This window comes from Streptomyces griseicoloratus (assembly GCF_014534645.1).
Taxonomy (GTDB): domain Bacteria; phylum Actinomycetota; class Actinomycetes; order Streptomycetales; family Streptomycetaceae; genus Streptomyces; species Streptomyces griseicoloratus.
On record NZ_JACVQF010000219.1, the window covers coordinates 1 to 22,301 of the forward strand.

Genomic DNA, 22,301 nt, shown 5'->3' on the forward strand with positions numbered 1-22,301 from the left:
GTAGTGCTCCGGGTTCAGACCGACGATCTCCAGCAGCTCGCGGACGCGCTTCTCGCGTCCGCCCGCCGGGTCGATGCCGTTGATCTCCATCGGCCCGGAGATGATCTTGCCGACCGTCTGCCGCGGGTTCAGCGAGGAGTACGGGTCCTGGAAGATCATCTGGATCTCGGACCGGATGGGCGCCAGCTGCTTGCGGCTGGCGTGGGAGATGTCCTGGCCCTTGTACAGGATCTTCCCGGCCGTCGGCTCCAGCAGACGGGTGATCAGCCGGCCCGTGGTCGACTTGCCGCAGCCCGACTCACCGACCAGCCCGAAGCTCTCGCCGCCGTGCACGGTCAGGTCGATGCCGTCGACGGCCTGGACGTGGCCGACGGTCCGCCGGATGGGAAATCCGCCCTTGACCGGGAAGTACTTGGTCAGGCCCTCCGCCACCAGCAACGGCTCCCCCGACCCGCCGGTCGCGGCCTCGCGCGGGGCGGGGAGGACGAGGTCTTCTTTCATGACTCCTCTTTCATGCGGCAGGTCCTCCTTGTGGGCCTGGTGGGCCCTAGCCCAGTCGGGGCTTGATCTCGTCGATGAAGATGGTCCGCTTCTGCTCCGCCGTCAGGTGGCACGCCGAGGAGCGGTCCGGTGCGAGCAGGGGGCGTTCGGTGGCGCAGCGGTTGCCGCCGACGCGGTCCTGGAAGGTGCAGCGGGGGTGGAAGCGGCAGCCCGTGGGCGGGTTGAGCAGCGAGGGCGGGGTGCCGGGGATCGGCGACAGCTGGGCGCTGAGGTCGGAGTCCAGGCGCGGCATCGAGTTGAGCAGGCCCCAGGTGTACGGGTGCCGGGGCGCCCTGAGCACCTCGTCGACGCTGCCCCGCTCCACCGCGCTGCCCGCGTACATGACCAGGATGTCGTCGGCCATGTCGGCGATGACCCCGAGGTCGTGCGTGATGAAGACGATCGCCGAGCCGAACTCCTGCTGGAGGTCCTTGAGCAGGTCGAGGATCTGCGCCTGGACCGTCACGTCGAGGGCGGTGGTCGGCTCGTCGGCGATCAGCAGGTCGGGGTCGCAGACCAGGGCCATCGCGATCATCGCGCGCTGGCGCATACCGCCGGAGAACTGGTGCGGGTAGTCCTTGGCCCGCTGTTCCGGGTTGGGGATGCCGACCTTGCCGAGCATCTCCACCGCCCGCGCCCAGCCCTCCTTCTTGGAGGCGCCGGTGTGCTTGATGAACGGCTCGGCGATCTGCCGGCCCACCGTGTAGTAGGGGGACAGGGCGGTCAGCGGGTCCTGGAAGATCATGGCGACCTTGTTGCCCCGCAGCTGCTCCATCTCCCGTTCGGTGGCGGTGACGAGTTCCTTGCCGTCGAGCACGATCTCGCCGTCGATCGTGGTGGTGCGCGGGTTGTGCAGGCCCAGGATGGTCAGGTTGGTCACGGACTTGCCGGAGCCGGACTCGCCGACGATGCCCAGGGTCCGGCCGCGCTCGACGTCGAAGGAGAGGCCGTCGACCGCCTTGACGACGCCGTCCTCCGTGGCGAACCGCACGCTCAGATCGCGGACCGACAGAAAGCCCTCCGGCCCGGTGGGGGCCGGCGCGTCCTCGGTCTTGGTCACTGTGGTCACGGTGGTGCCCTCTTCCTAGGAAAGCCGGACGCGCGGGTCGATCCAGGCGTACGCGATGTCGACGAGGATGTTGAGCAGCAGGATCATGAAGGCGCCGACCAGCATGACGCCCATGGTCAGCGGCAGGTCCTTGTTGACCGCGCCGTCCACGGCGAGGCGGCCGATGCCCTGCAGGGAGAAGGTCAGCTCGGTGACGACGGCTCCGCCGAGCAGGCTGCTGAGGTCGATGCCGAGGATGGTGACGATGGGGATGAGGGAGCCGCGCCAGGCGTAGCGGAAGAAGACGTACTTCTGCGACATGCCCTTGGCGCGGGCGGTGCGCACATGGTCCTCGGCGAGCTGCTCGATGAGCGAGGAGCGTGACATACGCGTGTACTGGGCGGTGAAGATGGTGGCCATCACGACCATCGGGATGGACAGTCCGACCAGCCAGCCGATCGGGTCCTCGGTGATGGGGACGTACTTGGGGTCCTCCATCCAGCCCGTGCTGTAGACGAAGATCGCGAGCGCGATCGGGCCGAGGAAGTAGATCTGGAAGGAGCTGAGCACCATGGAGGCGCCGGTGGCCACCTTGTCGACGGACGAGCCGCGCCGGAAGGCGGCCAGCATGCCGGTGCCGAGGCCGACGATCAGGAAGACGAGCGCGGCGCCGACGGTCAGCGACAGGGTCAGCGGGAAGCGGTCCTTGATGGTGGACCAGACGAGATCGCCCGAGTAGAACGACTGCCCGAGGCACGGGGCCGGGCAGTGGCCGGTGGGGAAGTCACGTCCCATGACGATGCCGGACATGAAGTCCCAGAACTGCTGGGCGATGGGCAGGTTGAGGCCGAGCACCTCACGGATCTCCTCCAGCCGGGCGGCCGAGCAGTCCTTGCCACAGGCCAGGGACGCGTAGTCGGAGGGCGCGGCGACGAAGAGGAAGAACGTGGCGGCACCGATCAGGAACAGGGTGACGACGGCACCGACCGTACGCCGGATGATGAACTGAAGCATGGCGGGTGGGCTGCTCTCTGCGGGGTGGTCGGGAGATGTCACGGAACCCTGGGGGTGCGCTCCGCCTGGTGCGCACCCCCGCCAGTCAGCCGTAGAGAGTTACGACTTCAGGAACAGCTGGGTGACGTCGATGTAGCTGGACTCGGTGCTGTAGCGCGCGCCGCCGATGTTCGAGCCGTAGAGCTGGAACTGCTTCGTGTACCACAGCGGGGCCGCCGGGTTGACCTTCTCCAGGATGTAGCGGTGCGCTTCCTTCCAGGTCGCGTCCGCCTCGGAGGGCGTCTGGGTGAGCGCCTTCTTGATCAGTTCCTGGACCTTGGGATCGTTGATGTGCGAGTAGTTCGACGAGCCGTCGGCGACCTGGTCGCCGTCGTAGATCGGCGTGACGACCGTGCCGGGGGACGGCCAGTCCTGGCCCCAGCCCGTGATGTACATGTCGTACGGGTTCTTCAGCTTGCCGATCTGCTCGTAGTGGCTGGCGGCGTCGACCTCCTTGGAGACGACTTCGATGCCGACCTTGCCGAGCGCGTCCTCGACGGCCACCTTGTGCTTCTGGCCGGCCTCGTTGTTGCGGTAGGCGAAGACGAGCTTCTTCTCGGCGGCCGGGACGTCCTTGAGGAGTTCCTTGGCCTTCTCGATGTTGCCGGACGGCATCTTCAGCCTGCCGTACGGGTCGTAGTCCGCCTCGTAGCCCGGCAGGGTCGGGGCGAACAGGTTCGGGGCGACGTCACCGCCGTACGCGCCGCCCTCGCCGGCGATGAGCGACTTGGAGTTGATCGCGTAGGTGACGGCGTCGCGGACCTTCTTGTTCTTCACCCGGTCCAGGTTGAACGTCAGCGTCATGACGTAGGGCTGGTAGCCCTTGATGGTGCGCTTGCTGACGGCCGGGTCGCTGACGACGTCCTGGATCTGCGTGGACTCCACGGCGCCGGTGAGCTGGATGGCGTTCTTGGCATCGCCCTGGTCGGCGATCAGACGCTTGGTCTGGGTCGACTCGGTGACGCCGAAGTCGAAGTTCCAGCCGTCGACGTACTGGTGGCGCACGGCGTCGGTCTTCGGGTCCCAGTTCTCGTTCTTGACGAGCTTGAGGGACTTGCCGACCTTGTACTCCGCGATCTTGTAGGGGCCGAGGGAGACGGGACCCTTGTCGTACTTCTCCTTGGTGTCGGTCTCCTCCGGCACCACGGAGTACCCGGGCATGGCCAGCATCTGCGGCAGGTCGGGGCGCGGGGTGTCGAAGTGGAAGACGACGGTCTTGTCGTCCGGCGTCTCCAGGACGGTGTCGGGCAGGTGCTTGTCGCCGTAGCCGCCGTCGGGCAGCGCGTCGCGGTAGTCCGGGCCGCTCAGCCAGGTCTGGAGGTACGTCGGGCCGTCGAAGATGAACTTCGCGTACTGGCGCTCGACGGTGTGGCGGATGTCGGCGGACGTGATCGGGTTGCCGTTCTGGTCCTTGACGCCGTCCTTGAGGGTGAACGTCCAGGTCTTGCCGCCGTCCGAGGACTTGCCGGAGTCGGTGGCGAGGTCGCCGACGACCGAGACGTTGCCCTTGCCGTCCTCCTGGAAGTTGGTCAGACCGCGGAAGATCAGGTTGGCGACCTGGCCGGCGTCGGAGACGTAGATCTGGCCCGGGTCGAGGTGGGTCAGGCCCTGCTCCTGGTAGACGTTGATGGTGCCGCCGCTCCTGGCGCCGGGCACGTCCTTGGCGGGGCCGGTGGACGCGGCCGCGTCGGCGTACGTGACCGCCTTCGACTGGACGGCGGCCTCCTTCTGGTCCTTCTTGGAGTCCTTCCCGGAGCTCGAGTTGCCCTTGTTCTCCGAGCAACCGGTGAGGACGAGCGAGCCTGCCGCGAAGGCGACCACGATGGCGCGCGCAGTGCGGGAGTTGAGCGTCTTCATGTGGTGATGCACCTGCCTGTCGGGTTTGTTATCCACTGACCACTGCTGTGCACTGCCTGACGCGGCCGGTGAGCCGACGCAGGGGCGGCAGTCCCCCCACCAATGGACCCCTCTTACCGTCCTGACTTGGGATCGAGGGCGTCCCGTACGGCGTCTCCGAGGAGGTTGAAGCACAGGACGAAGACCACCAGTGCCACACCCGGGAAGAACATGAACGCCGGGTCCTGCTCGGCGACCCTGGCTCCGGTGGCGAACATGCGTCCCCAGTCGGGTGTCGGCTCGACGAAGCCGACGCCGGCGAAGGAGAGGAACGCGATGGTGAGAATCGTGCTGGGGAGCAGGTACGTGAACTGCACCAGGATCGGCGAGACCACGTTCGGGAGGATCTCCTTGCGGATGATCCGCCAGGGCGAGGCGCCGGCGACCTTGGCGGCTTCGACGAACTCCCGCTCCCGCAGGGACAGTACGGTGGACCGTACCAGTCGGGCCATGCCCATCCAGCCCAGCAGCCACAGCACGATCAGGATGGCCAGCGCCCGGAAGTACGTGGGCGTCTCGTCGCGCGGGTCCACGAAGAACGCGGTCACCACCGGCATGAAGGCGATGAAGAACAGCTGCTGCGGGAAGGACAGGAAGAAGTCGGTGACCCGGCCGAGGAAGTAGTCGGTCTTGCCGCCGAAGTAGCCTCCGACCAGGCCGATGAGGACACCGGTCAGCATCAGCAGCGTGGTCACGCCCAGCGCCATGTACAGCGAGGTGCGCATGCCGTAGAGCAGCATGGTGAAGACGTCACGCCCGAACTGCGGCTCGACGCCGAACCAGTGCTCGCCGGAGACTCCGCCGAAGTAGCCCAGCGGCAGCCCGAAGTCGTCGAGGACGGGGTTCTCGGCGATGTACTCGGGGTCCTGGCCGTACAGGATGTACGGGTCCTTGCCGTACAGCTTGGCGATCACCGGGGCCAGTGCGGCGATCACGAAGTAGCCGAGCACCACCCAGGCACAGATGACACCGGTCCGGTCGCGCTTGAAGCGCAGCCACATCAACTGCCCCGGAGAACGGCCCTCGTGTTTCCCGCCCTCGGTCTTCTCCTGCGGCTGAGGTGCGCCGTCGACGACGGCGGACGTTCCGCCGCCCTCAATGTCGATTGGACTTGTCACAGTTCGCCCATTTCACAGGTGTGGGTGTGCCGAACCGGCGACCGGCGCAGGGTGTGCGCCATCGCGGAACGGATCAAGAAGAAGCGTTTCGGGGTACCCCGAGGAAGTGCGGGAAACCCGCAGCCGGACGCGCGTAGCCGAATGACCCGGCGTCAGCGGCCGGCCGGCTCCTCAGAGACGATCGCCGTCCGCCGGGGCACAGTCGGCGGTGACGGATCGTGCGACCCACCTGGTGTTCGTGACACCGCGCATGGGGCTCCTCCTCATGACTCCACGTGTTCACCGACAGGAGGGGGCACGACATCTGCCTTCCGACACCCCTGACGGAAGTTCAGACACCCCCTGGTGCTCGTGAGTCGGGCGCTGTCCCCACAGCGCGAGACCCATTGACCCGAGCGCTACGCGGCTAACTATCTGCCATGACCTGAAGGACCGACCACCGTCTTTAAATCTCAATTCAGTCACGGCTGCCAGCTAGATCTTCCAAAATCTGGACAAACTGTTCGGGACGAGAAGGCCGCGAAACGGACGTGTTACATGGCTATCGGGCGCGGATCTCCGTATTCCGTACAGGAAGCGGGCCCGGGGCCCCGGAAAAGCGGTTGAAAAAAGCCCGGGTGCCCCCAAGATGGGGGCACCCGGGCTTCCCTGCGGGCCGGCCATACGCCGGCCGCCGGGACGGATCAGCCGTGCTTGGCGCGGCTCGCGGCGCGGGCGCGCTCGCGGGCGTCCAGGTTCACCTTGCGGATGCGAACGGCCTCCGGGGTGACCTCGACGCACTCGTCGTCGCGGCAGAACTCCAGCGACTGCTCCAGCGAGAGCTTGCGCGGCGGAACGATCGACTCGGCCACATCGGCCGTGGACGACCGCATGTTGGTGAGCTTCTTCTCCTTGGTGATGTTGACGTCCATGTCGTCGGAGCGGGAGTTCTCGCCGACGATCATGCCCTCGTACACCTCGGTGCCGGGCTCCACGAACAGCACGCCGCGCTCCTGGAGGTTCGTCATCGCGAACGCGGTGACGGCACCGGCGCGGTCGGCGACCAGCGAGCCGTTGTTCCGCGTGGTGAGCGTGCCGAACCAGGGCTCGTGGCCCTCGTGGATGGAGTGGGCGATGCCCGTGCCGCGGGTCTGGGTCAGGAACTCCGTACGGAAGCCGATCAGACCGCGGGAGGGGACGACGAACTCCATGCGGACCCAGCCGGAGCCGTGGTTGGACATGTTGTCCATGCGGCCCTTGCGCACGCCCATGAGCTGCGTGACCGCGCCCATGTGCTCCTCGGGCACGTCGATCGTCATGCGCTCGACGGGCTCGTAGACCTTGCCGTCGACGTCCTTGGTGACGACCTGCGGCTTGCCGACGGTCAGCTCGTAGCCCTCGCGGCGCATCTGCTCGACCAGGATGGCCAGCGCCAGCTCGCCGCGGCCCTGCACCTCCCAGGCGTCCGGCCGGTCGGTGTCCAGCACGCGCAGCGAGACGTTGCCGATCAGCTCGCGGTCGAGGCGGTCCTTGACCTGGCGGGCGGTGACCTTGCGGTCCTTGACGGCCGCCTTCGCGTCGGCGCCCTTGCCGGTGCCGCCGCGGCCGACCAGCGGCGAGGTGTTGGTGCCGATGGTCATGGAGATCGCGGGCTCGTCGACCGTGATCAGCGGCAGCGGGACCGGGTTCTCCTGGTCGGCCAGGGTCTCGCCGATCATGATGTCCGGGATGCCGGCGACCGCGCAGATGTCACCGGGGCCGGCCTTCTCGGCGGGCTTGCGGGTGAGCGCCTCGGTCATCATGAGCTCGGAGATCCGCACGTTCGCCGTGGACCCGTCGCGCTTGAGCCAGGCGACCGTCTGGCCCTTCTTCAGCTCGCCCTGGTGGACGCGCAGCAGCGCGATGCGGCCGAGGAAGTTGTCGGCGTCCAGGTTGGTGACGTGGGCCTGGAGCGGGGCGCCCTCCTCGTAGGTGGGGGCGGGGATGTGCTCCAGGATCGTGGAGAAGAACGGCTCCAGGCTGGTGGAGTCGGAGGGGACCGTGCCGTCCTCCGGCTTGGTCAGGGAGGCGATGCCGTCCCGGCCGCAGGCGTAGACGATCGGGAACTCGATCTGCTCCTCGTCGGCGTCCAGGTCGAGGAAGAGGTCGTACGTCTCGTTGACGACCTCGTCGATCCGGGCGTCCGGCCGGTCCGTCTTGTTGATGCACAGGATGATCGGCAGCCGGGCCTGGAGCGCCTTGCGCAGCACGAAGCGGGTCTGCGGCAGCGGGCCCTCGGAGGCGTCCACGAGCAGGACGACACCGTCGACCATCGACAGACCGCGCTCGACCTCGCCGCCGAAGTCGGCGTGACCGGGGGTGTCGATGATGTTGATGGTGATCGGGTCCCCGCCGTCCTTGGGGTGGTACTTCACCGCCGTGTTCTTGGCGAGGATCGTGATGCCCTTCTCACGCTCCAGGTCGTTCGAGTCCATCATGCGGTCGTCGACGGAGTCGAGCTGGTGGGCGGCGAAGGCACCGGCCTGCTTCAGCATTCCGTCGACGATGGTGGTCTTGCCGTGGTCGACGTGGGCGACGATGGCGACGTTACGGATGTCGTGACGTGTGGTGGACACGGCCATATTGCGGCGTACTCCCGGAGTGTGAGGACGGCCCTGCTGCGTACGTCTGTGTTACGCGGGCCCTGCCGGGCGGTACATGCCACGGCCTCACCCCATGGTACGGGGCGGCGGCGGCTGGGGCTTGCCGGGTGCACCGGCGCAGGTCGGGGGGCCGTCGGCGGCCCCGGGACCGGCAGCCGTCACGACGACGGGCTCACCGGTGGCCGTGCGCCCTGCGCCCCCTTCTTCAGGAAGCCCATGTCCTCGTAGACCGGGGTCTCGAAGGCGAAGGCGCCCGCGTTGGCGAGGTTCGTGCGCGCGGCGACCAGCTGGGGGCGCTGGTAGAGGGGGATCGAGCCGGCCTGCGCCCAGATCCGGGAGTCGGCCTTGCGCAGCAGGTCCCGGGCCTCCTCCTCGTCCAGCGTCGTCAGGGCCTGGTCGAAGAGCTGGTCCACCTGGTCGGTGCCGACCCGGGTGTAGTTCTGCGCGATGTTCAGGGAGCCGTCGGCGGCCGGGACCGGCTTGGCGTAGATGGGGCGGGCGTCGGTGGCGGGGAAGGCGGAGGCGGGCCAGGAGTACAGCGCCAGGTCGTACTGGCCGGAGGCGATGTGGTCCTTGAAGTAGCTCGCGTCGGAGACCTTGGTGATCTCGGTGCGGATGCCGACGGCGTCCAGCATGCCGGAGATGCGGTCGGCCACGGTGCGCAGCACCCCGGACCCGGGGCCGGAGGGGAGCACGAAGCGGAGCGTGAGCGCCTTGCCGTCCTTGGCCGGCGGTGCCACCGCCGAGCCCGCCGGGGCCGCGGTGCCCTTGGGGGCGTAGGCGCCGGGTGCGCTGCCGCCCTGTGCCGTGTTCTTGCCGCCGGCGCGCTTCTCGCCGCTCTCCTGGTCGCTGCGGCCCTGCTCGTCGTTCTTGCCGTCGTCGTTCTTGCCGTGGGTGTCCTTGTCGTGGGTGTCCTTGTCGTTCTTCCCCTGGTCGTCCTTGTCGTCCTCGCCGACGATGTACGTGCCGTCGTCGCCGCCCGGGGACTTCTCCCCGTCCTCGCCGTCCTTCCCGCCCTCGCGCTTGTCGCCCTCGGAGCCGGCCGCCTTCTCGCCCTTCTCCGGCTGCTCGACCGGCCCGCCGGGCACCCAGCCGGCGTCCGCGAGGAGGGCCCGGGCCTCCTTGGTGTCCGGGCCACCGAGCGCGCCGCTGCTGTCGGCGTAGACGGGCTGGCCGGCGAGCGCCAGGTGGCTGCCGACCGGCTCGGCGGGCAGGCCCAGCGGCTTCAGCACCAGCTCCGCCAGCTCCCTGCGGTCCAGGGTGCGGGCCACTGCCCTGCGGACCCGCTCGTCGGCGAGCGGACCGTCGGCGCCGTTGAGGGCGAGCTGGGTGTACGCGGGCTCCAGCGACCTGCGGACCTCGAAGCCGCGCAGGGCCTGCTCGCGCCGCTGGGCCCGGGCGACGGCCTTGCGCCGCTTCTCGCGGGCCTGGGCCTCCTTCTCGGCGGCCTCCTCGTCGGAGCCGTTGGCGACCGCCCAGGAGCGCAGGGCGTCGGCGGCGGACTGCCGGTCCTCCGGGCCCATGAGCGGGGCGCCGGAGGACGGGGCGGTGTCACGGGGGCCGGCGGCCAGCGCGACCTCCTCGGCCGTGTCCGGGTCGATCTCGGCCAGGTCGAGCCTGCCCGCCGCCAGCTCGGAGGCCCGTTTGTCGCGCGGTACGGCGCGCAGCACGATCTCGTTCAGCTTGGCGGGCCGGCCCCACCAGCGCGGGTTGCGGGCGAGGACGATCTCGTCCTTCTTCGTGTCCACCTTCTCCACGGCGAACGGGCCGGCGGTGACCTTCAGCCGGCGCCGCGCCCCGTCGTTGAAGGAGTCCGGGGTGCCCATGACGTCCTTGGGGTAGAGCGGTGTGAACAGCGACTTCCAGTCGGCGTAGCGGCGGCTGAAGGTCACCTTGACCTCCAGGTCGCCGGCACCGCGCTCGATCTTCTCGATGCGGTCGTACCCGGCGTTGCGGGCGGTCCAGTAGGCGCTGTCCCTGCCGGACAGGGCCCGCCACTGGGCGGCGAAGTCGGCGGCGCCGATCTCGCGGCCGTCGCTCCAGACGGCCTCCTGGTGGAGCCGGTAGACGACGACCTGCTTGGGCTCGGTGTCGACGACCTCGGCCGATTCCAGGTAGTCGGGGTTGCGCACCGGGCGGCCCCTGGCGTCCATCCGGTACATCGAGGGCAGCACGGCCTGGGCGACCCGGCTGCTGGTGGCGTCGGCGTCGGACTGGAAGGTGTTCAGGGTCTCCGGCACGGAGTCCACGGCCCAGCGCAGGGTGCCGCCGTCGGCGACCCGGGAGCGGGCGGCGGCGGCGATGTCCTGACCGGCGAGCGGCTTGCCGGAGTCGTCCTCGGAGGTGCAGCCGGCCAGCGCGGTGACCGCGAGCGCACCCGCGGTGAGGAAGGCGACCGCGCGCGTGATCGCGCGCGGTCCGACGCCGACGTGGGACATCTCTGCTACCTCCGGAAGGCCGCGAGCGTTATGGTCATATTTGGCGGTATATGGAGTTGATCATTTGTATCCAGATGTATGCGGCCACTGAAGAGGAAAGGGTTCGGCAACGCAGGGCGACACGTCGGCGACGGTTGGTAAGCCCACTCGTGCGGCGCAACGCACCCGGGAGTGCACCCACACGCCTCGGCCAATCGGTGCACGTCCCTTCCCACCGGCAGGTGTGACGCGCAACACTCGCAGGCGCATGAACGTCGCCGTCCAAGGCCGGCCGTGCGGCCGTGTCCGACGGAAGTGAGGTCACGTCATGTCCGTGCACGACGAACTGACAAGGATCCAGCGCCTGCTCGACGACCTGTCCCGGTCGGTGAGCCGGCTGGAACAGCAGGCCGGGTCCGGCGGCCTGGAAGTGCGGCGGGTCCGCACCGACGCCGGCCATCTGCGCGAGAGCGTCGCGCTGCTGCGGGAGGCCGTGGCATCGCCCGAGGCGCCGAAGCGGCCCGACCTGGTCACCATCTCCGACGCGCCGTACGACCTCTCGCTGTGGACGGACTCGGACGACGAGGGCCTCGGCGCCCGCGACCGACGCGCCCCCTGACCCGACCGGAGTCGACTAGTGGCCACTGGTACCGAACCCCCAGCCACCGAGCCCCACCCCCGCGGCGGCGTCCACACCCCGACGCGCGCCGCCATCGCCGCCCCGCACCTGCGGACCGACCGCTGGTGGCTGGCCCCGGCCGCCACCGCGGCCGGCCTGCTGGCCTTCGTCGTCTACTCGACGTGGCGGGCCTTCGCGAACGCCGACTACTACGCGGCCCCGTACGTCTCGCCGTTCTACTCCCCCTGCCTGGCCGAGAACTGCGAGCCGATGCGCGGCGGCCCCAACTGGGAGATCTTCGGACCCTGGTGGGGCATCTCCCCCGCGATCATCATCCTGATCTTCCCGCTGGGCTTCCGCCTGACCTGCTACTACTACCGCAAGGCGTACTACCGGGGCTTCTGGGCCTCGCCGCCGGCCTGCGCGGTGGCCGAGCCGCACAGGAAGTACACCGGCGAGACCCGGTTCCCGCTGGTCCTGCAGAACATCCACCGGTACTTCTTCTACGCCGCGCTGCTGGTGGCGGGCGTCCTGACCTACGACACCGCGCTGGCCTTCCGCGACGAGACCTACGACTGGGGCCACATGGGCCTGGGCACGCTGGTCTTCCTGGCCAACATCGTGCTGATCTGGGCGTACACCCTCTCCTGCCACTCCTGCCGGCACATCGTCGGCGGCAAGCTCCGGCACTTCTCCCGGCATCCCGTGCGGTACCGCATGTGGCAGCTGGTCGGGAAGCTCAACGCCCGGCACATGCTGCTGGCCTGGACGTCCCTGGCGAGCGTGGCCCTCGCCGACTTCTACGTGTACCTGGTCGCGTCCGGCGTCTTCGACGATCCGCGGTTCTTCTGACGAGTCCGACGAGTTCTGGTGAGTGAGGCCTTGTGATGTCCGTGGTCGACCGGCAGGAATGGGACGTCGTCGTGGTGGGCGCGGGCGGCGCCGGGCTGCGCGCCGCCATCGAGGCCCGTGAGCGGGGCGCCCGTACGGCCGTGATCTGCAAGTCGCTGTTCGGCAAGGCGCACACGGTGATGGCCGAGGGCGGCATCGCGGCCGCCATGGGCAACGTCAACGCCGGGGACAACTGGCAGGTCCACTTCCGCGACACCATGCGCGGCGGCAAGTTCCTCAACCAGTGGCGGATGGCCGAGCTGCACGCCCAGGAGGCCCCGCAGCGGGTGTGGGAACTGGAGACCTGGGGCGCGCTGTTCGACCGCACGAAGGACGGCCGGATCTCGCAGCGCAACTTCGGCGGCCACGAGTACCCGCGCCTCGCGCACGTCGGGGACCGTACGGGCCTGGAGCTGATCCGCACCCTGCAGCAGAAGATCGTCTCGCTCCAGCAGGAGGACCACCGCGAGACGGGCGACTACGAGTCCCGGCTCAAGGTGTTCCAGGAGTGCACGGTCACGCGCGTGCTGAAGGACGGCGCACGGGTCTCCGGGGTCTTCGGCTACGAACGCGAGTCCGGACGCTTCTTCGTGCTGCAGGCGCCCGCCGTCGTGATCGCGACGGGCGGCATCGGCAAGTCGTTCAAGGTGACGTCCAACTCGTGGGAGTACACCGGCGACGGGCACGCGCTGGCGCTGCTGGCGGGCGCGCCCCTGCTGAACATGGAGTTCGTGCAGTTCCACCCGACGGGGATGGTCTGGCCGCCGTCGGTGAAGGGCATCCTCGTCACCGAGTCGGTGCGCGGCGACGGCGGGGTGCTGCGCAACAGCGACGGCAAGCGGTTCATGTTCGACTACGTCCCCGACGTCTTCAAGGAGAAGTACGCCGAGACGGAGGAGGAGGCCGACCGCTGGTACGACGACCCGGACCACAACCGGCGTCCCCCCGAACTGCTCCCGAGGGACGAGGTCGCGCGGGCGATCAACGCCGAGGTGAAGGAGGGCCGGGGCTCACCGCACGGCGGCGTCTTCCTCGACGTGTCGACCCGTATGCCCGCCGAGGTCGTCCAGCGGCGGCTGCCGTCGATGTACCACCAGTTCAAGGAGCTGGCCGACGTCGACATCACGGCGGAGCCGATGGAGGTCGGGCCGACCTGTCACTACGTGATGGGCGGCATCGCCGTCGACTCCGACACGGCGGCGGCGCGCGAGGTGCCGGGGCTGTACGCGGCCGGTGAGGTGGCCGGCGGCATGCACGGCTCCAACCGGCTCGGCGGCAACTCGCTGTCCGACCTGCTGGTGTTCGGCCGCCGGGCGGGCTGGCACGCGGCCGAGTACGCGTCGGAGCGGGCCGGGCAGCGGCCCCGGGTGGACGACCTCCAGGTCGACTCCGCCGCCGCCGAGGCGCTGCGGCCCTTCTCCGCCGAGGCGGAGGCCGGGGAGAGCGCGGGCGGTCCGCCGGAGAACCCGTACACCCTCCACCAGGAACTCCAGCAGACGATGAACGACCTGGTCGGCATCATCCGCCGCGAGCCGGAGATGAAGCAGGCCCTGGAGAAGCTGGCGGAGCTGCGGGTACGGGCCCGCCGGGCCGGCGTCGAGGGGCACCGGCAGTTCAATCCGGGCTGGCACCTCGCCCTGGACCTGCGCAACATGCTGCTGGTCAGCGAGTGCGTGGCCCGGGCCGCGCTGGAGCGCACGGAGTCGCGCGGCGGGCACACCCGCGAGGACCACCCGACGATGGACTCCAAGTGGCGCCCGGTCAATCTGCTGTGCACGCTGGCCGACCCGACGGGCGGCCTCGCGGCGACCGATCCGGCGCGTGGCCAGATCGCCCTGGAGCGGCAGACCACCGAGCCCATCCGCCCCGACCTGCTCGCCCTCTTCGAGAAGGAGGAGCTGGTCAAGTACCTCTCCGAGGAGGAGCTGTCCGAATGAGCGGCTACGTGGCCCGCCTCAAGGTGTGGCGGGGCGACGCGGAGGGCGGCGGCCTGGAGGACTTCCGGGTCGAGGTGAACGACGGCGAGGTGGTGCTCGACATCATCCACCGCCTCCAGGCCACCCAGGCCCCCGACCTCGCGGTGCGCTGGAACTGCAAGGCGGGCAAGTGCGGTTCCTGCTCGGCGGAGATCAACGGGCGGCCCCGGCTGATGTGCATGACGCGCATGTCGGTGTTCGACCGGGAGGAGACGATCACCGTCACGCCGCTGCGCGCCTTCCCGGTGATCCGCGACCTGGTGACGGACGTCGGCTTCAACTACACCAAGGCCCGCGAGGTCCCGGCGTTCGTGCCGCCCGCCGGTCTGGGCCCCGGTGAGTACCGGATGATGCAGGAGGACGTGGACCGCTCGCAGGAGTTCCGCAAGTGCATCGAGTGCTTCCTGTGCCAGGACACCTGCCATGTGGTCCGCGACCACGAGGAGAACAAGCAGGCGTTCGCCGGTCCCCGCTTCCTCATGCGCGTCGCCGAACTGGACATGCACCCGCTGGACGCGGCACCGGAGACGGGCCTGGACCGGGGGCGCACCGCCCAGGACGAGCACGGGCTCGGCTACTGCAACATCACCAAGTGCTGCACCGAGGTCTGCCCCGAGGGCATCAAGATCACGGACAATGCGCTGATCCCCCTGAAGGAGCGGGCCGTCGACCGCAAGTACGACCCGCTGGTGTGGCTCGGGTCGAAGATCGGCCGCCGCAGGCCCTAGGGGGCTGTGCGCACCGTCGCACCTGACGGCTCAGCGCACCCAGCCCTCCCGGTACGCCTTCCAGTCCGCCTCCGTCGCCGCGAAGTCGATGTACAGGGCGACGCCGAAGCGGGCGCGGTCCGCGTCCGTGCGGGACAGGCCGAGGCGGACACCGCGGACGGCGGCGGACACGGTCTCGGCGTGGTTCCAGTGGCCGAAGCGGTTCTCGTGGAAGAAGGGCAGGCCCATCAGCAGGTCGGTGGTGGGCGGGGTGACCTCCAGGGCCAGGGAGGTCTGCTGGGCGACGTAGCCGCCGTAGGTGCTCTCCAGGGGCTGCATGGTGTCGTACGACATGACGGCGATCTGGTCGACGCGGCGGGCGACCTGGCCGAAGAACTCCTGCGACCACCACTTGGGGTGGCCGGTCAGCGTGCCCCAGACGGAGTGGAAGGCCGGGAGCGGGTCGATCTGGTGGGCGGCCACCGACAGCTGCGCGTCCCGGGCGCGGGTGAGGCCGCGCAGGTCGTCCAGGAGGGACAGGTAGTCGCGGTCGCCGGAGTGCAGGGGCTCCAGGTCGAGGTGAACGCCGTCGTAGCCCACGTCCAGGACCTGGCCGGCGGAGCGGACGACGGCGGCCCGGGTGGCGGCCCTCTCCAGCCGCATGCCGTCGGGGCCCTCGGTGGCGAGGACGTCGCCGAGGAACGCCTGGACGCGGACGCCGGGCAGTTCCCGGTGCACGGCCTCGGTCAGCCGGCGGGCCCTCGGGTACAGCGACGTCGGCAGGGTGCCGTCGTGCTCCAGCGGGCCGGTGTGGACGTACAGGTCGCGGATGCCGGTGTTCTTCAGGCGGCGGGCGAGGGCGGTGACGTCCGCGTCGTCCTTCCGGCCGTCGACCCAGGCGTGGCCGAGCCAGAACGCGTCGCGGTTCCTGGTGTGGGTGCCGTCGGCGGGGTCGCCGGTGTAGTTGATGCGGAGGGCGGTCTCGGCGGCGAGGAGGGGCAGGAGCAGGGCCAGGACGAGAGCGAGGGCGGTGCGGCGGATCCGGCGGAGCCGGCGGCCCCGGCGACTGGGTACGGGCTTCTCTCCGGCCTCGGTGGTACCGGTCCGGCCTTCGGTCTCGGTGGTACCGGTCCGGCCTTCGGTCTCGGTGGTACCGGTCCGGCCTTCGGTCTCGGTGGTACCGGTCCGGCCTTCGGTCTCGGTGGTACCGGTCCGATCTTCGGGTGCGGGTGGTCCCTCCACCTGGTCCGTGTGCTCCGCGCGTTCCCCGCGTTCCGCGTCTTCCGTCCGCTCCACAGCGTTCCCCTCCCTGTCGCCCGCCCCGGTCGCGGTGCCGCATTCCCGCTCATACGCTCCGAATGTGACGCCATCCTTGATCCGGGGTCGGCCGCGGAGTGCCACGTCGCACATATGCGTGCGGGTGGCGCACGCCCTGCTGGGCGCTGCCGCCGGGGTGGTGTGGCTGGTGTTGTCACTGTTGACGACTCGAACCGATGTTCCGGTTGCGGTCGACACGGGCGAGGTGCCGGTCGCGGCCGCGCCGGCGCCGGGCGAGGGCGACGGCGAGGCGTCGACCGCCGACCTCGTGCTGCCGCTGATCGCCGTGGGTACGGCCGCCGTGCTGGCCGGATACGGCTACCTGCGCCGCACCCGGCGCGCCCGGACCCGTACGACACCGGGCGGGGCTCCCGTACGGCCGGCCGGGCCGCCTCCGGCGGCGCTCGACGAACGGGCCCGGGAGGCCCTCGTCGAGGCGGACGGCTGGGTGCGCACCAGCCGCGAGGAGCTCGCCTTCGCCGAGGCGCTGCACGGCACGGCGGCCGTGGCGCCCTGGGCGCGGGCCCTGCGAGAGGCGGAGGCGGAACTGTCGGCCGCGTTCCGGATACGGCAGCGGTACGACGACGGCGACCCCGAGGACCCGGCCGGCCGGCGGCAAGCGCTGGCGGCGATCATCGACCGGTGCCGGGAGGCGGGCCGCCGGCTGGACGCGGAGGCCGCCGGGTTCGACCGGCTGCGTGGCCTGGAGCGGGACGCCCGGGAGGCGCTGGAGGCCGCGGAGGCCCGGGTCCGGGAGCTGACCGCCCGCGCGGAGGCCGCGCGGGTCACGCTCGGCGGCCTCGGTCGGCGGTACGCGCCGTCCGCGACCGCGCCCGTCACCGGGTACGCCGGGCAGGCCGCGGAAGGTCTGGCGTTCGCCGCGGACCGCCTCGACCGGGCGCGCGGGGCCGCCGACGGCGGCGACCGTGCCCGCGCGGCCGGGCGGTTACGGGCGGCGGAGGGCGCCCTCGCGCGGGTCGGCGTCCTCGTGGAGGGCGTCGAACGGCTCGCCGCCGAGCTGCCGGCCGCGGCGGAGCTGGTGCCGGCCGCCCTCACGGGCGCGGAGGCGCTGCTCGCCGGAGTACGGCGGCGGTCGGCCGAACGGGGCACGGCGAGCTCGGCGGCCGTCGGCGAACTGCGGGTGCGGCTGCGGTACGCGGACGGTGTGCTGGCCGTCGTACGGGAGGAGCTGACCGGCGGGCCGTACGATCCGCTCGACGTCCTGCGGCGGGTCCTGCGGGCGGTCGGGGCGTCGGACGCCGAGCGGGCGGGCGTGCTGTCCGTGGCCGCCCTGCTGGTCGCCCGCAGTGCCACGGCCGCCGCGGCCGACGTGGTCGCGACGCACCTGCGCGCGGTCGGCGCCGAGGCGCGTACGCGGCTCGCGGAGGCGCAGCGGCTGCTCGCCGCGGACCCGCCCGACCCGAGGACCGCGGACGCCCTGGCCCGGCGGGCCCGGGACCTCGCCGAGCAGGACATACGCCGGTACGGCCGTCCGGACGCCGGGGCGGGCGGGGCCGGCTGGGCCGTGCCGGCCGGCGTCCTGCTGGGCGGGGAACCGGACGGCGGACCGCCCCCGAGCTTCGGCGGACCGCATACCCGTGCCCGCCGCTCGGCCGGATAGGACACGTCCACCGGACCGCATCACGGAGTCACGGACCCACCGACGGCGGACCGACAGCACCCCGGCCGGAACCCGGCCCCCACCACCGCCGCATCAGAACAGGCTCAGCAGTGCCTCCGCCGGATCCGTGAGACCGGTGTCCCCGCCCGGCAGGGGCAGCGCTCGCCACCACACCCGTCGTGCCGCGCAGGGGTGCGCCGCATCAGAACAGGCTCAGCAGTGCCTCCGCCGGGTCGGTGAGGGTGGTGTCGCCGCCCGGCAGGGGGAGTTCGAACCACACCGTCTTGCCGCGCGGGGTGCGGCGGGAGCCCCAGACCGCGCTGAGCAGGCCGACGAGTTGCAGGCCGCGTCCGCCCTCGTCGGTGTCGCGGGCGCGGCGGCGGCGCGGCTGGACCAGGCCGGAGTCCCAGACCTCGCAGACCAGGGTGCGGTCCAGCAGGAGGCGGAGCCTGATCTCGCCCTCGCCGTACCGGAGGGCGTTGGTGACCAGTTCGCTGACGAGCAGCTCGGTGGTGTCGACGAGCGGTTCCATGTCCCAGCCGAGCAACTGGGCGCGCGCGTACTCGCGGGCCCGGCCCACGCTGCGCGGCTCGCGCGGCAGGGTCCAGTCGCCGACGGATTCGGCGGGCAGTCCCTGCACCCGGGCCATCAGCAGGGCGATGTCGTCCTCGCCGTGGTGGGAGCCGAGGGTGTTGAGGACGTGGTCGCAGACGTCCTCCAGGGGGCGGCTCGGATCGGTGAGCGCGCCCACGAAAGCCTGGAGGCCCTCGTCGAGGGGGTGGTCGCGGCTCTCGACCAGCCCGTCCGTGTACAGCGCGAGCAGGGCGCCCTCGGGCAGTTCGACCTCCACCTCCTCGAACGGCTCCCCGCCGACGCCGAGCGGCATGCCCGGCGGCACGTCCAGCATCAGGGCCGGCTCGCCCGGTTCGACCAGGACGGGCGGCAGATGGCCGGCGTTGGCGAAGGTGCACCGCCGGGTGACCGAGTCGTAGACGGCGTAGACGCAGGTCGCCAGGTACACCTCGGACAGGTCGGCCTCGCGGGGGCGGCGTGCCGCGCGGGTCGCCTGCTGGACGCCTCCCGGGGCGCCGAGCCCCCGTGCGATCTCGTCGAGCTGGGAGAGCACTTCGGCCGGTTCGAGGTCGAGCTGGGCCAGCGTCCGTACCGCGGTGCGGAGTTCGCCCATCGCCACGGCGGCCCGCAGTCCGCGGCCCATGACGTCGCCGACGACCAGCGCGGTGCGGTGTCCGGGCAGTTCGATGACGTCGAACCAGTCGCCGCCGACCTCGCTCGGCCGGCCGGTGGCCGCGTTGCCGGGCAGATAGCGGCAGGCGATGTCGAGGCCGGACGCCTCCGGGTCGCCGGGCGGCAGCAGGGACCGCTGCAGTATCAGCGCGCGTTCGTGCTCGCGCCGGTACAGCCGGGCGTTGTCGATGCAGACGGCGGCCCGCGCGGCCAGTTCCACCGCGAGGTCCCGGTCGCGGTCGCCGAACGGCTCGCTGCCCTTGGTCCGGGCGAACTGCGCGAGTCCGACGACCGTGTCGTGGGCGACCATCGGCACGGCGAGCGTGGACTGCACGAGTCCGCCGTCCTCGGCGGGGACGTTGCGGGGGCGGGCCGTGCGCAGGGCGTCCGCGCAGGGCGAGTTGAACGGGTAGTGGTGGACCGCACCGAGCTTGACCCGCTCGCCGGTGCCGTGGAAGGGCGCGTCGGACACGGCGCTGGAGAAGGCGACGCGGCGCAGTTCGGCGCTGCCGTCGGCGAGGCCGGGCGGGGTCTCCTCGCCCACGAGCAGGGCCTGGTAGAGGTCGACGGTGGCCAGGTCGCAGAAGCCGGGGACGACCACGTCGAGGAGTTCGCGCGCGGTGGTCTCCAGGTCGAGGGAGTTGCCGATGCGCGCCCCGGCCTCGTTGAGGAGGGCGAGGTTGCGGCGGGCGGCGGCGGCCTCGCGGGCGGCGGCGCGGCGGGCGGTGATGTCGGTTCCGAGCCAGGCGATGCCGATGGGCCGGCCGGAACCGCTGTGCACGCGGTAGAGGTTGACGGACCAGTGCCGTCGCTCCTCGGAGCCGGGCAGGAAGCCGGTGACGTGCATGTCGGTGATGGAGTCGCCGGTCTCCAGCACCCGGCGCAGGGTGGCGGTGACCCGCTCGGACTCCGCGCGCGGCAGGTAGTCGTGGACGCCCTTGCCGCGGTGGTCGTCGGGTGTGCCGCCGAAGACGGAGGCGAACCGCTGGTTGGCGCGGCGCACCCGCAGGTCGGGGTCGATCAGCAGGAAACCGAACGGAGATTGACCGAAAATGGCCTGCGAGGCGGCGAGATCGGTCTCGATACTGCGCAGGGTGCGCACATCCACGACGATGCAGACGGCGGCCTTCTCGCCGTCCTCCGTCCGCGTCGGCATGACGTAGACCTCGGCGAGCCCGCGCTGTCCGCGCTCGGTGCCGGTGCCCGGCGTCCGGAAGGGGACGACTCCGGTCCACTCCCGCCCGTCGAGGATCTCGGCCATCTTGCGCTGGCCGCGCTCGCGCAGGTCGGGGTCGATGAACGCCTCGATGGGGTCGGTGCCGACGGCGCGGTCGGCGGGGATGCCGAGCAACTGCTCGGCGCGCAGGCTCCACTGGTCGACGAGCCCGTCGGGGCCGATGGAGAAGGACGCGACCTTGATGTAGTCGTAGATGGAGCCGGGCGGACTGCTCTGCCACGTGGCGTCACCGGGCAGCGCACCGCCGGAGCCGGTGTCCGCCGTCGCTGTGCCCGCGGCATCGGCCCTCGCGCCGTCCGACGGGTCCTCGGACTCCGTGGCCCTCGCTGGTATCTCGCTCACGCGAACCGTCCCCTCCAGCTCACCGCGTCCGGCACCGGTCACCGGGGGCGGCTGCCCGCAGTATCCAGCACTACGGCCCCACACAACACGGTGTTCACGATCACAGCACGGTCCCGATGGTTTTCGGTCCGGACCGTGACAACACTTCCAGACTTCTAACCAGCGGACACGTCATCGAATCACGCGGCCCGGCACCGGCAGGACGTTCACCGTCCCTCATTCCGGCATCGCGAGTTCGAACCAGACCGTCTTGCCGGCCTCTCCCGGCCGGGTACCCCAGCGCCGCGTCGCCGAGGCGACGAGTTGGAGACCCCGCCCGCCCTCGTCGTCGGGGCCGGCGACGCGTTCGCGGGGCGGCTCCGGGAGCGAGTCGGAGACCTCCACGCGCAGGACACCGTCCACCGAGGAGCGCACCAGGCGGACGCCGATGGGCCCGGTGGCGTGCCGCAGGGCGTTGGTGACCAGTTCGCTGACGAGCAGGGCGGCGAGGTCGCCGACGCTGTCGAGGCCCCAGCCGTGCAGCCGCCCCCGGACGAGGGAGCGGGCCGCCCGTACCGCGTCCGGTTCTGCGGGAAAGGTCCACTCGACGCAGTCGCCTTCGGTGTCGATCACACCGATCACTTCCCCGGCCAGCAATCCCACCCATGTCCGGCTTCGTGGGCTTAATGGGCACATACCCGATATTCAGAGGCGGGTACCGTCCGGAACGGCGCACTGTGGCGCGACCGGCGCGCGGGACTCTCACTCCGGTCCGCGTCGCACCGCGGGCCGCCGCTACAGGCCGCTACAGGCCGAGCCGTTCCAGCGTCCGGCGGACGGCCGGCACGTCCTGGTCGAGCCAGGGCACTTCCCAGATCTCGGCGGGGGCGAGCCAGCGCAGGACGTCGTGGTCCTGGAGGGGTTCGGGGGCGGCCGAGCCGGGGAGCAGACGCGCGGTCCACACCTGAAGGACGTACGGGGGTTTCAGGGGCCACTGCCCCGGGACGCGATCACCGGGCTCGGCGGCCACGCCGAGTTCCTCGCGCAGTTCACGCACCAGCGCCGCCTGCGGCGTCTCGCCCGCCTCGACCTTGCCCCCGGGCAGCTCCCAGCGTCCGGCCAGCTCGGCCGGCGCGCTGCGGCGCGCGGCCAGCAGACGTCCGCCGTCGACCAGGGCGGCGCCCACCACGATCCGTTCCGTCATGCGCGGGAGCTTAAGGCCCGGCCGGCCGGACACGCGGGCCGGGCCGCAGGCCGCGTCAGTCGGCCGGGCCCCTGCCGTTCTGGCCGATCTTCTCGACCCAGTAGAGCTGCTTGTGGCCGCGACCGTCGAGGGTGTCCGCGATCTTCTGGGCCTCGGCCCGGGTCGCGTACCTCCCCACGCGGTAGCGGTTGCCGTTGTCGTCCTGCCGGACGACGAGCCAGGGAAGAGCGATCGTGCCGTCGTTCATCGTCGCGCCCCTCCACTTCCCGTCCACGGTCCGCGCCGCGCCCCGCCCGCTGAGGAAACCCCGATCCGCATATGCCCGAGCCTACGCCTTACCTTTACGCAGCGAATACGGCTTTTCACAAAGAGGTACGCAACCAGCCAGAACCCGGGGGGCGCACGTTGCCGAGTGCGCCGTCCGCGCGCGCCGTCGCCCACGGTCGGGGGCATGGCGGACACGCCCGGGG

The 22,301-nt window shown here is 71.0% G+C and carries 17 protein-coding genes; 5 read left to right on the top strand and 12 right to left on the bottom strand.

The window, feature by feature from the left end; genetic code table 11:
* The 7 genes from H0H10_RS27520 to H0H10_RS27550 form a co-directional block, all read right to left on the bottom strand.
* Window positions 1-501: ATP-binding cassette domain-containing protein (locus H0H10_RS27520; RefSeq protein ID WP_188183834.1), on the bottom strand; the 501-nt coding region annotated here is incomplete at its 3' end.
* Window positions 502-547: 46 nt separating this feature from the next.
* On the bottom strand, window positions 548-1,609 hold the full coding sequence (locus tag H0H10_RS27525; RefSeq protein WP_188183835.1) for an ABC transporter ATP-binding protein: 1,062 nt from the start codon (window positions 1,607-1,609) through the stop codon (window positions 548-550).
* Between the two features lie 15 nt (window positions 1,610-1,624).
* Entirely contained in the window at window positions 1,625-2,602 is a 978-nt protein-coding gene (locus H0H10_RS27530) for an ABC transporter permease (protein WP_188183836.1), read from the bottom strand.
* Between the two features lie 99 nt (window positions 2,603-2,701).
* Window positions 2,702-4,498 (bottom strand): ABC transporter substrate-binding protein, encoded by a 1,797-nt coding sequence (locus H0H10_RS27535; protein WP_188183837.1) that lies wholly within the window; start codon window positions 4,496-4,498, stop codon window positions 2,702-2,704.
* A gap of 113 nt (window positions 4,499-4,611) precedes the next feature.
* A complete protein-coding gene (locus H0H10_RS27540) occupies window positions 4,612-5,655 on the bottom strand; it encodes an ABC transporter permease (protein ID WP_188183838.1) in 1,044 nt (347 codons plus the stop codon).
* 683 nt (window positions 5,656-6,338) lie between these two features.
* On the bottom strand, window positions 6,339-8,255 hold the full coding sequence (gene typA, locus H0H10_RS27545) for a translational GTPase TypA (protein ID WP_188183839.1): 1,917 nt from the start codon (window positions 8,253-8,255) through the stop codon (window positions 6,339-6,341).
* A gap of 179 nt (window positions 8,256-8,434) precedes the next feature.
* The gene (locus H0H10_RS27550; protein WP_188183840.1) at window positions 8,435-10,714 is read right to left on the bottom strand and encodes an ABC transporter family substrate-binding protein; all 2,280 of its coding nucleotides are present in this window, start codon (window positions 10,712-10,714) and stop codon (window positions 8,435-8,437) included.
* Between the two features lie 307 nt (window positions 10,715-11,021).
* Between H0H10_RS27550 and H0H10_RS27555 the strand changes: the two genes are divergently transcribed.
* Genes H0H10_RS27555 through H0H10_RS27570 form a run of 4 tightly spaced genes read left to right on the top strand, consistent with a single transcriptional unit; the run spans window position 11,022 to window position 14,907 of the window.
* Complete coding sequence (locus tag H0H10_RS27555) at window positions 11,022-11,312, top strand: Rv0250c family protein (protein ID WP_188183841.1); 291 nt, start codon at window positions 11,022-11,024, stop codon at window positions 11,310-11,312.
* An 18-nt stretch (window positions 11,313-11,330) separates the two neighbouring features.
* Complete coding sequence (gene sdhC / locus H0H10_RS27560) at window positions 11,331-12,164, top strand: succinate dehydrogenase subunit SdhC (protein WP_188183842.1); 834 nt, start codon at window positions 11,331-11,333, stop codon at window positions 12,162-12,164.
* Window positions 12,165-12,199: 35 nt separating this feature from the next.
* On the top strand, window positions 12,200-14,140 hold the full coding sequence (locus tag H0H10_RS27565) for a fumarate reductase/succinate dehydrogenase flavoprotein subunit (protein WP_188183843.1): 1,941 nt from the start codon (window positions 12,200-12,202) through the stop codon (window positions 14,138-14,140).
* A complete protein-coding gene (locus tag H0H10_RS27570; protein ID WP_188183844.1) occupies window positions 14,137-14,907 on the top strand; it encodes a succinate dehydrogenase/fumarate reductase iron-sulfur subunit in 771 nt (256 codons plus the stop codon). Before H0H10_RS27565 ends, H0H10_RS27570 begins: the two co-directional genes overlap by 4 nt.
* Window positions 14,908-14,937: 30 nt before the next feature.
* Here the strand turns inward: H0H10_RS27570 and H0H10_RS27575 are convergent, their stop codons facing one another.
* On the bottom strand, window positions 14,938-16,182 hold the full coding sequence (locus tag H0H10_RS27575) for a glycoside hydrolase family 18 protein (RefSeq protein WP_309141912.1): 1,245 nt from the start codon (window positions 16,180-16,182) through the stop codon (window positions 14,938-14,940).
* A 181-nt stretch (window positions 16,183-16,363) separates the two neighbouring features.
* Here H0H10_RS27575 and H0H10_RS27580 point away from each other — a divergent pair, with 181 nt between their 5' ends.
* Window positions 16,364-17,824 carry an ATP-binding protein gene (locus tag H0H10_RS27580; protein WP_223180515.1) on the top strand — a complete coding sequence of 487 codons (1,461 nt, stop codon included), beginning with the start codon at window positions 16,364-16,366 and terminating at the stop codon, window positions 17,822-17,824.
* A gap of 202 nt (window positions 17,825-18,026) precedes the next feature.
* Here the strand turns inward: H0H10_RS27580 and H0H10_RS27585 are convergent, their stop codons facing one another.
* The 4 genes from H0H10_RS27585 to H0H10_RS27600 form a co-directional block, all read right to left on the bottom strand.
* A complete protein-coding gene (locus H0H10_RS27585) occupies window positions 18,027-20,648 on the bottom strand; it encodes a SpoIIE family protein phosphatase (protein ID WP_188183845.1) in 2,622 nt (873 codons plus the stop codon).
* Between the two features lie 216 nt (window positions 20,649-20,864).
* Window positions 20,865-21,290 (bottom strand): ATP-binding protein, encoded by a 426-nt coding sequence (locus tag H0H10_RS27590; RefSeq protein ID WP_188183846.1) that lies wholly within the window; start codon window positions 21,288-21,290, stop codon window positions 20,865-20,867.
* Between the two features lie 142 nt (window positions 21,291-21,432).
* On the bottom strand, window positions 21,433-21,831 hold the full coding sequence (locus H0H10_RS27595) for a (deoxy)nucleoside triphosphate pyrophosphohydrolase (protein ID WP_188183847.1): 399 nt from the start codon (window positions 21,829-21,831) through the stop codon (window positions 21,433-21,435).
* A 55-nt stretch (window positions 21,832-21,886) separates the two neighbouring features.
* A complete protein-coding gene (locus tag H0H10_RS27600; RefSeq protein ID WP_188183848.1) occupies window positions 21,887-22,078 on the bottom strand; it encodes an SPOR domain-containing protein in 192 nt (63 codons plus the stop codon).
* Window positions 22,079-22,301: the final 223 nt, after the last annotated feature.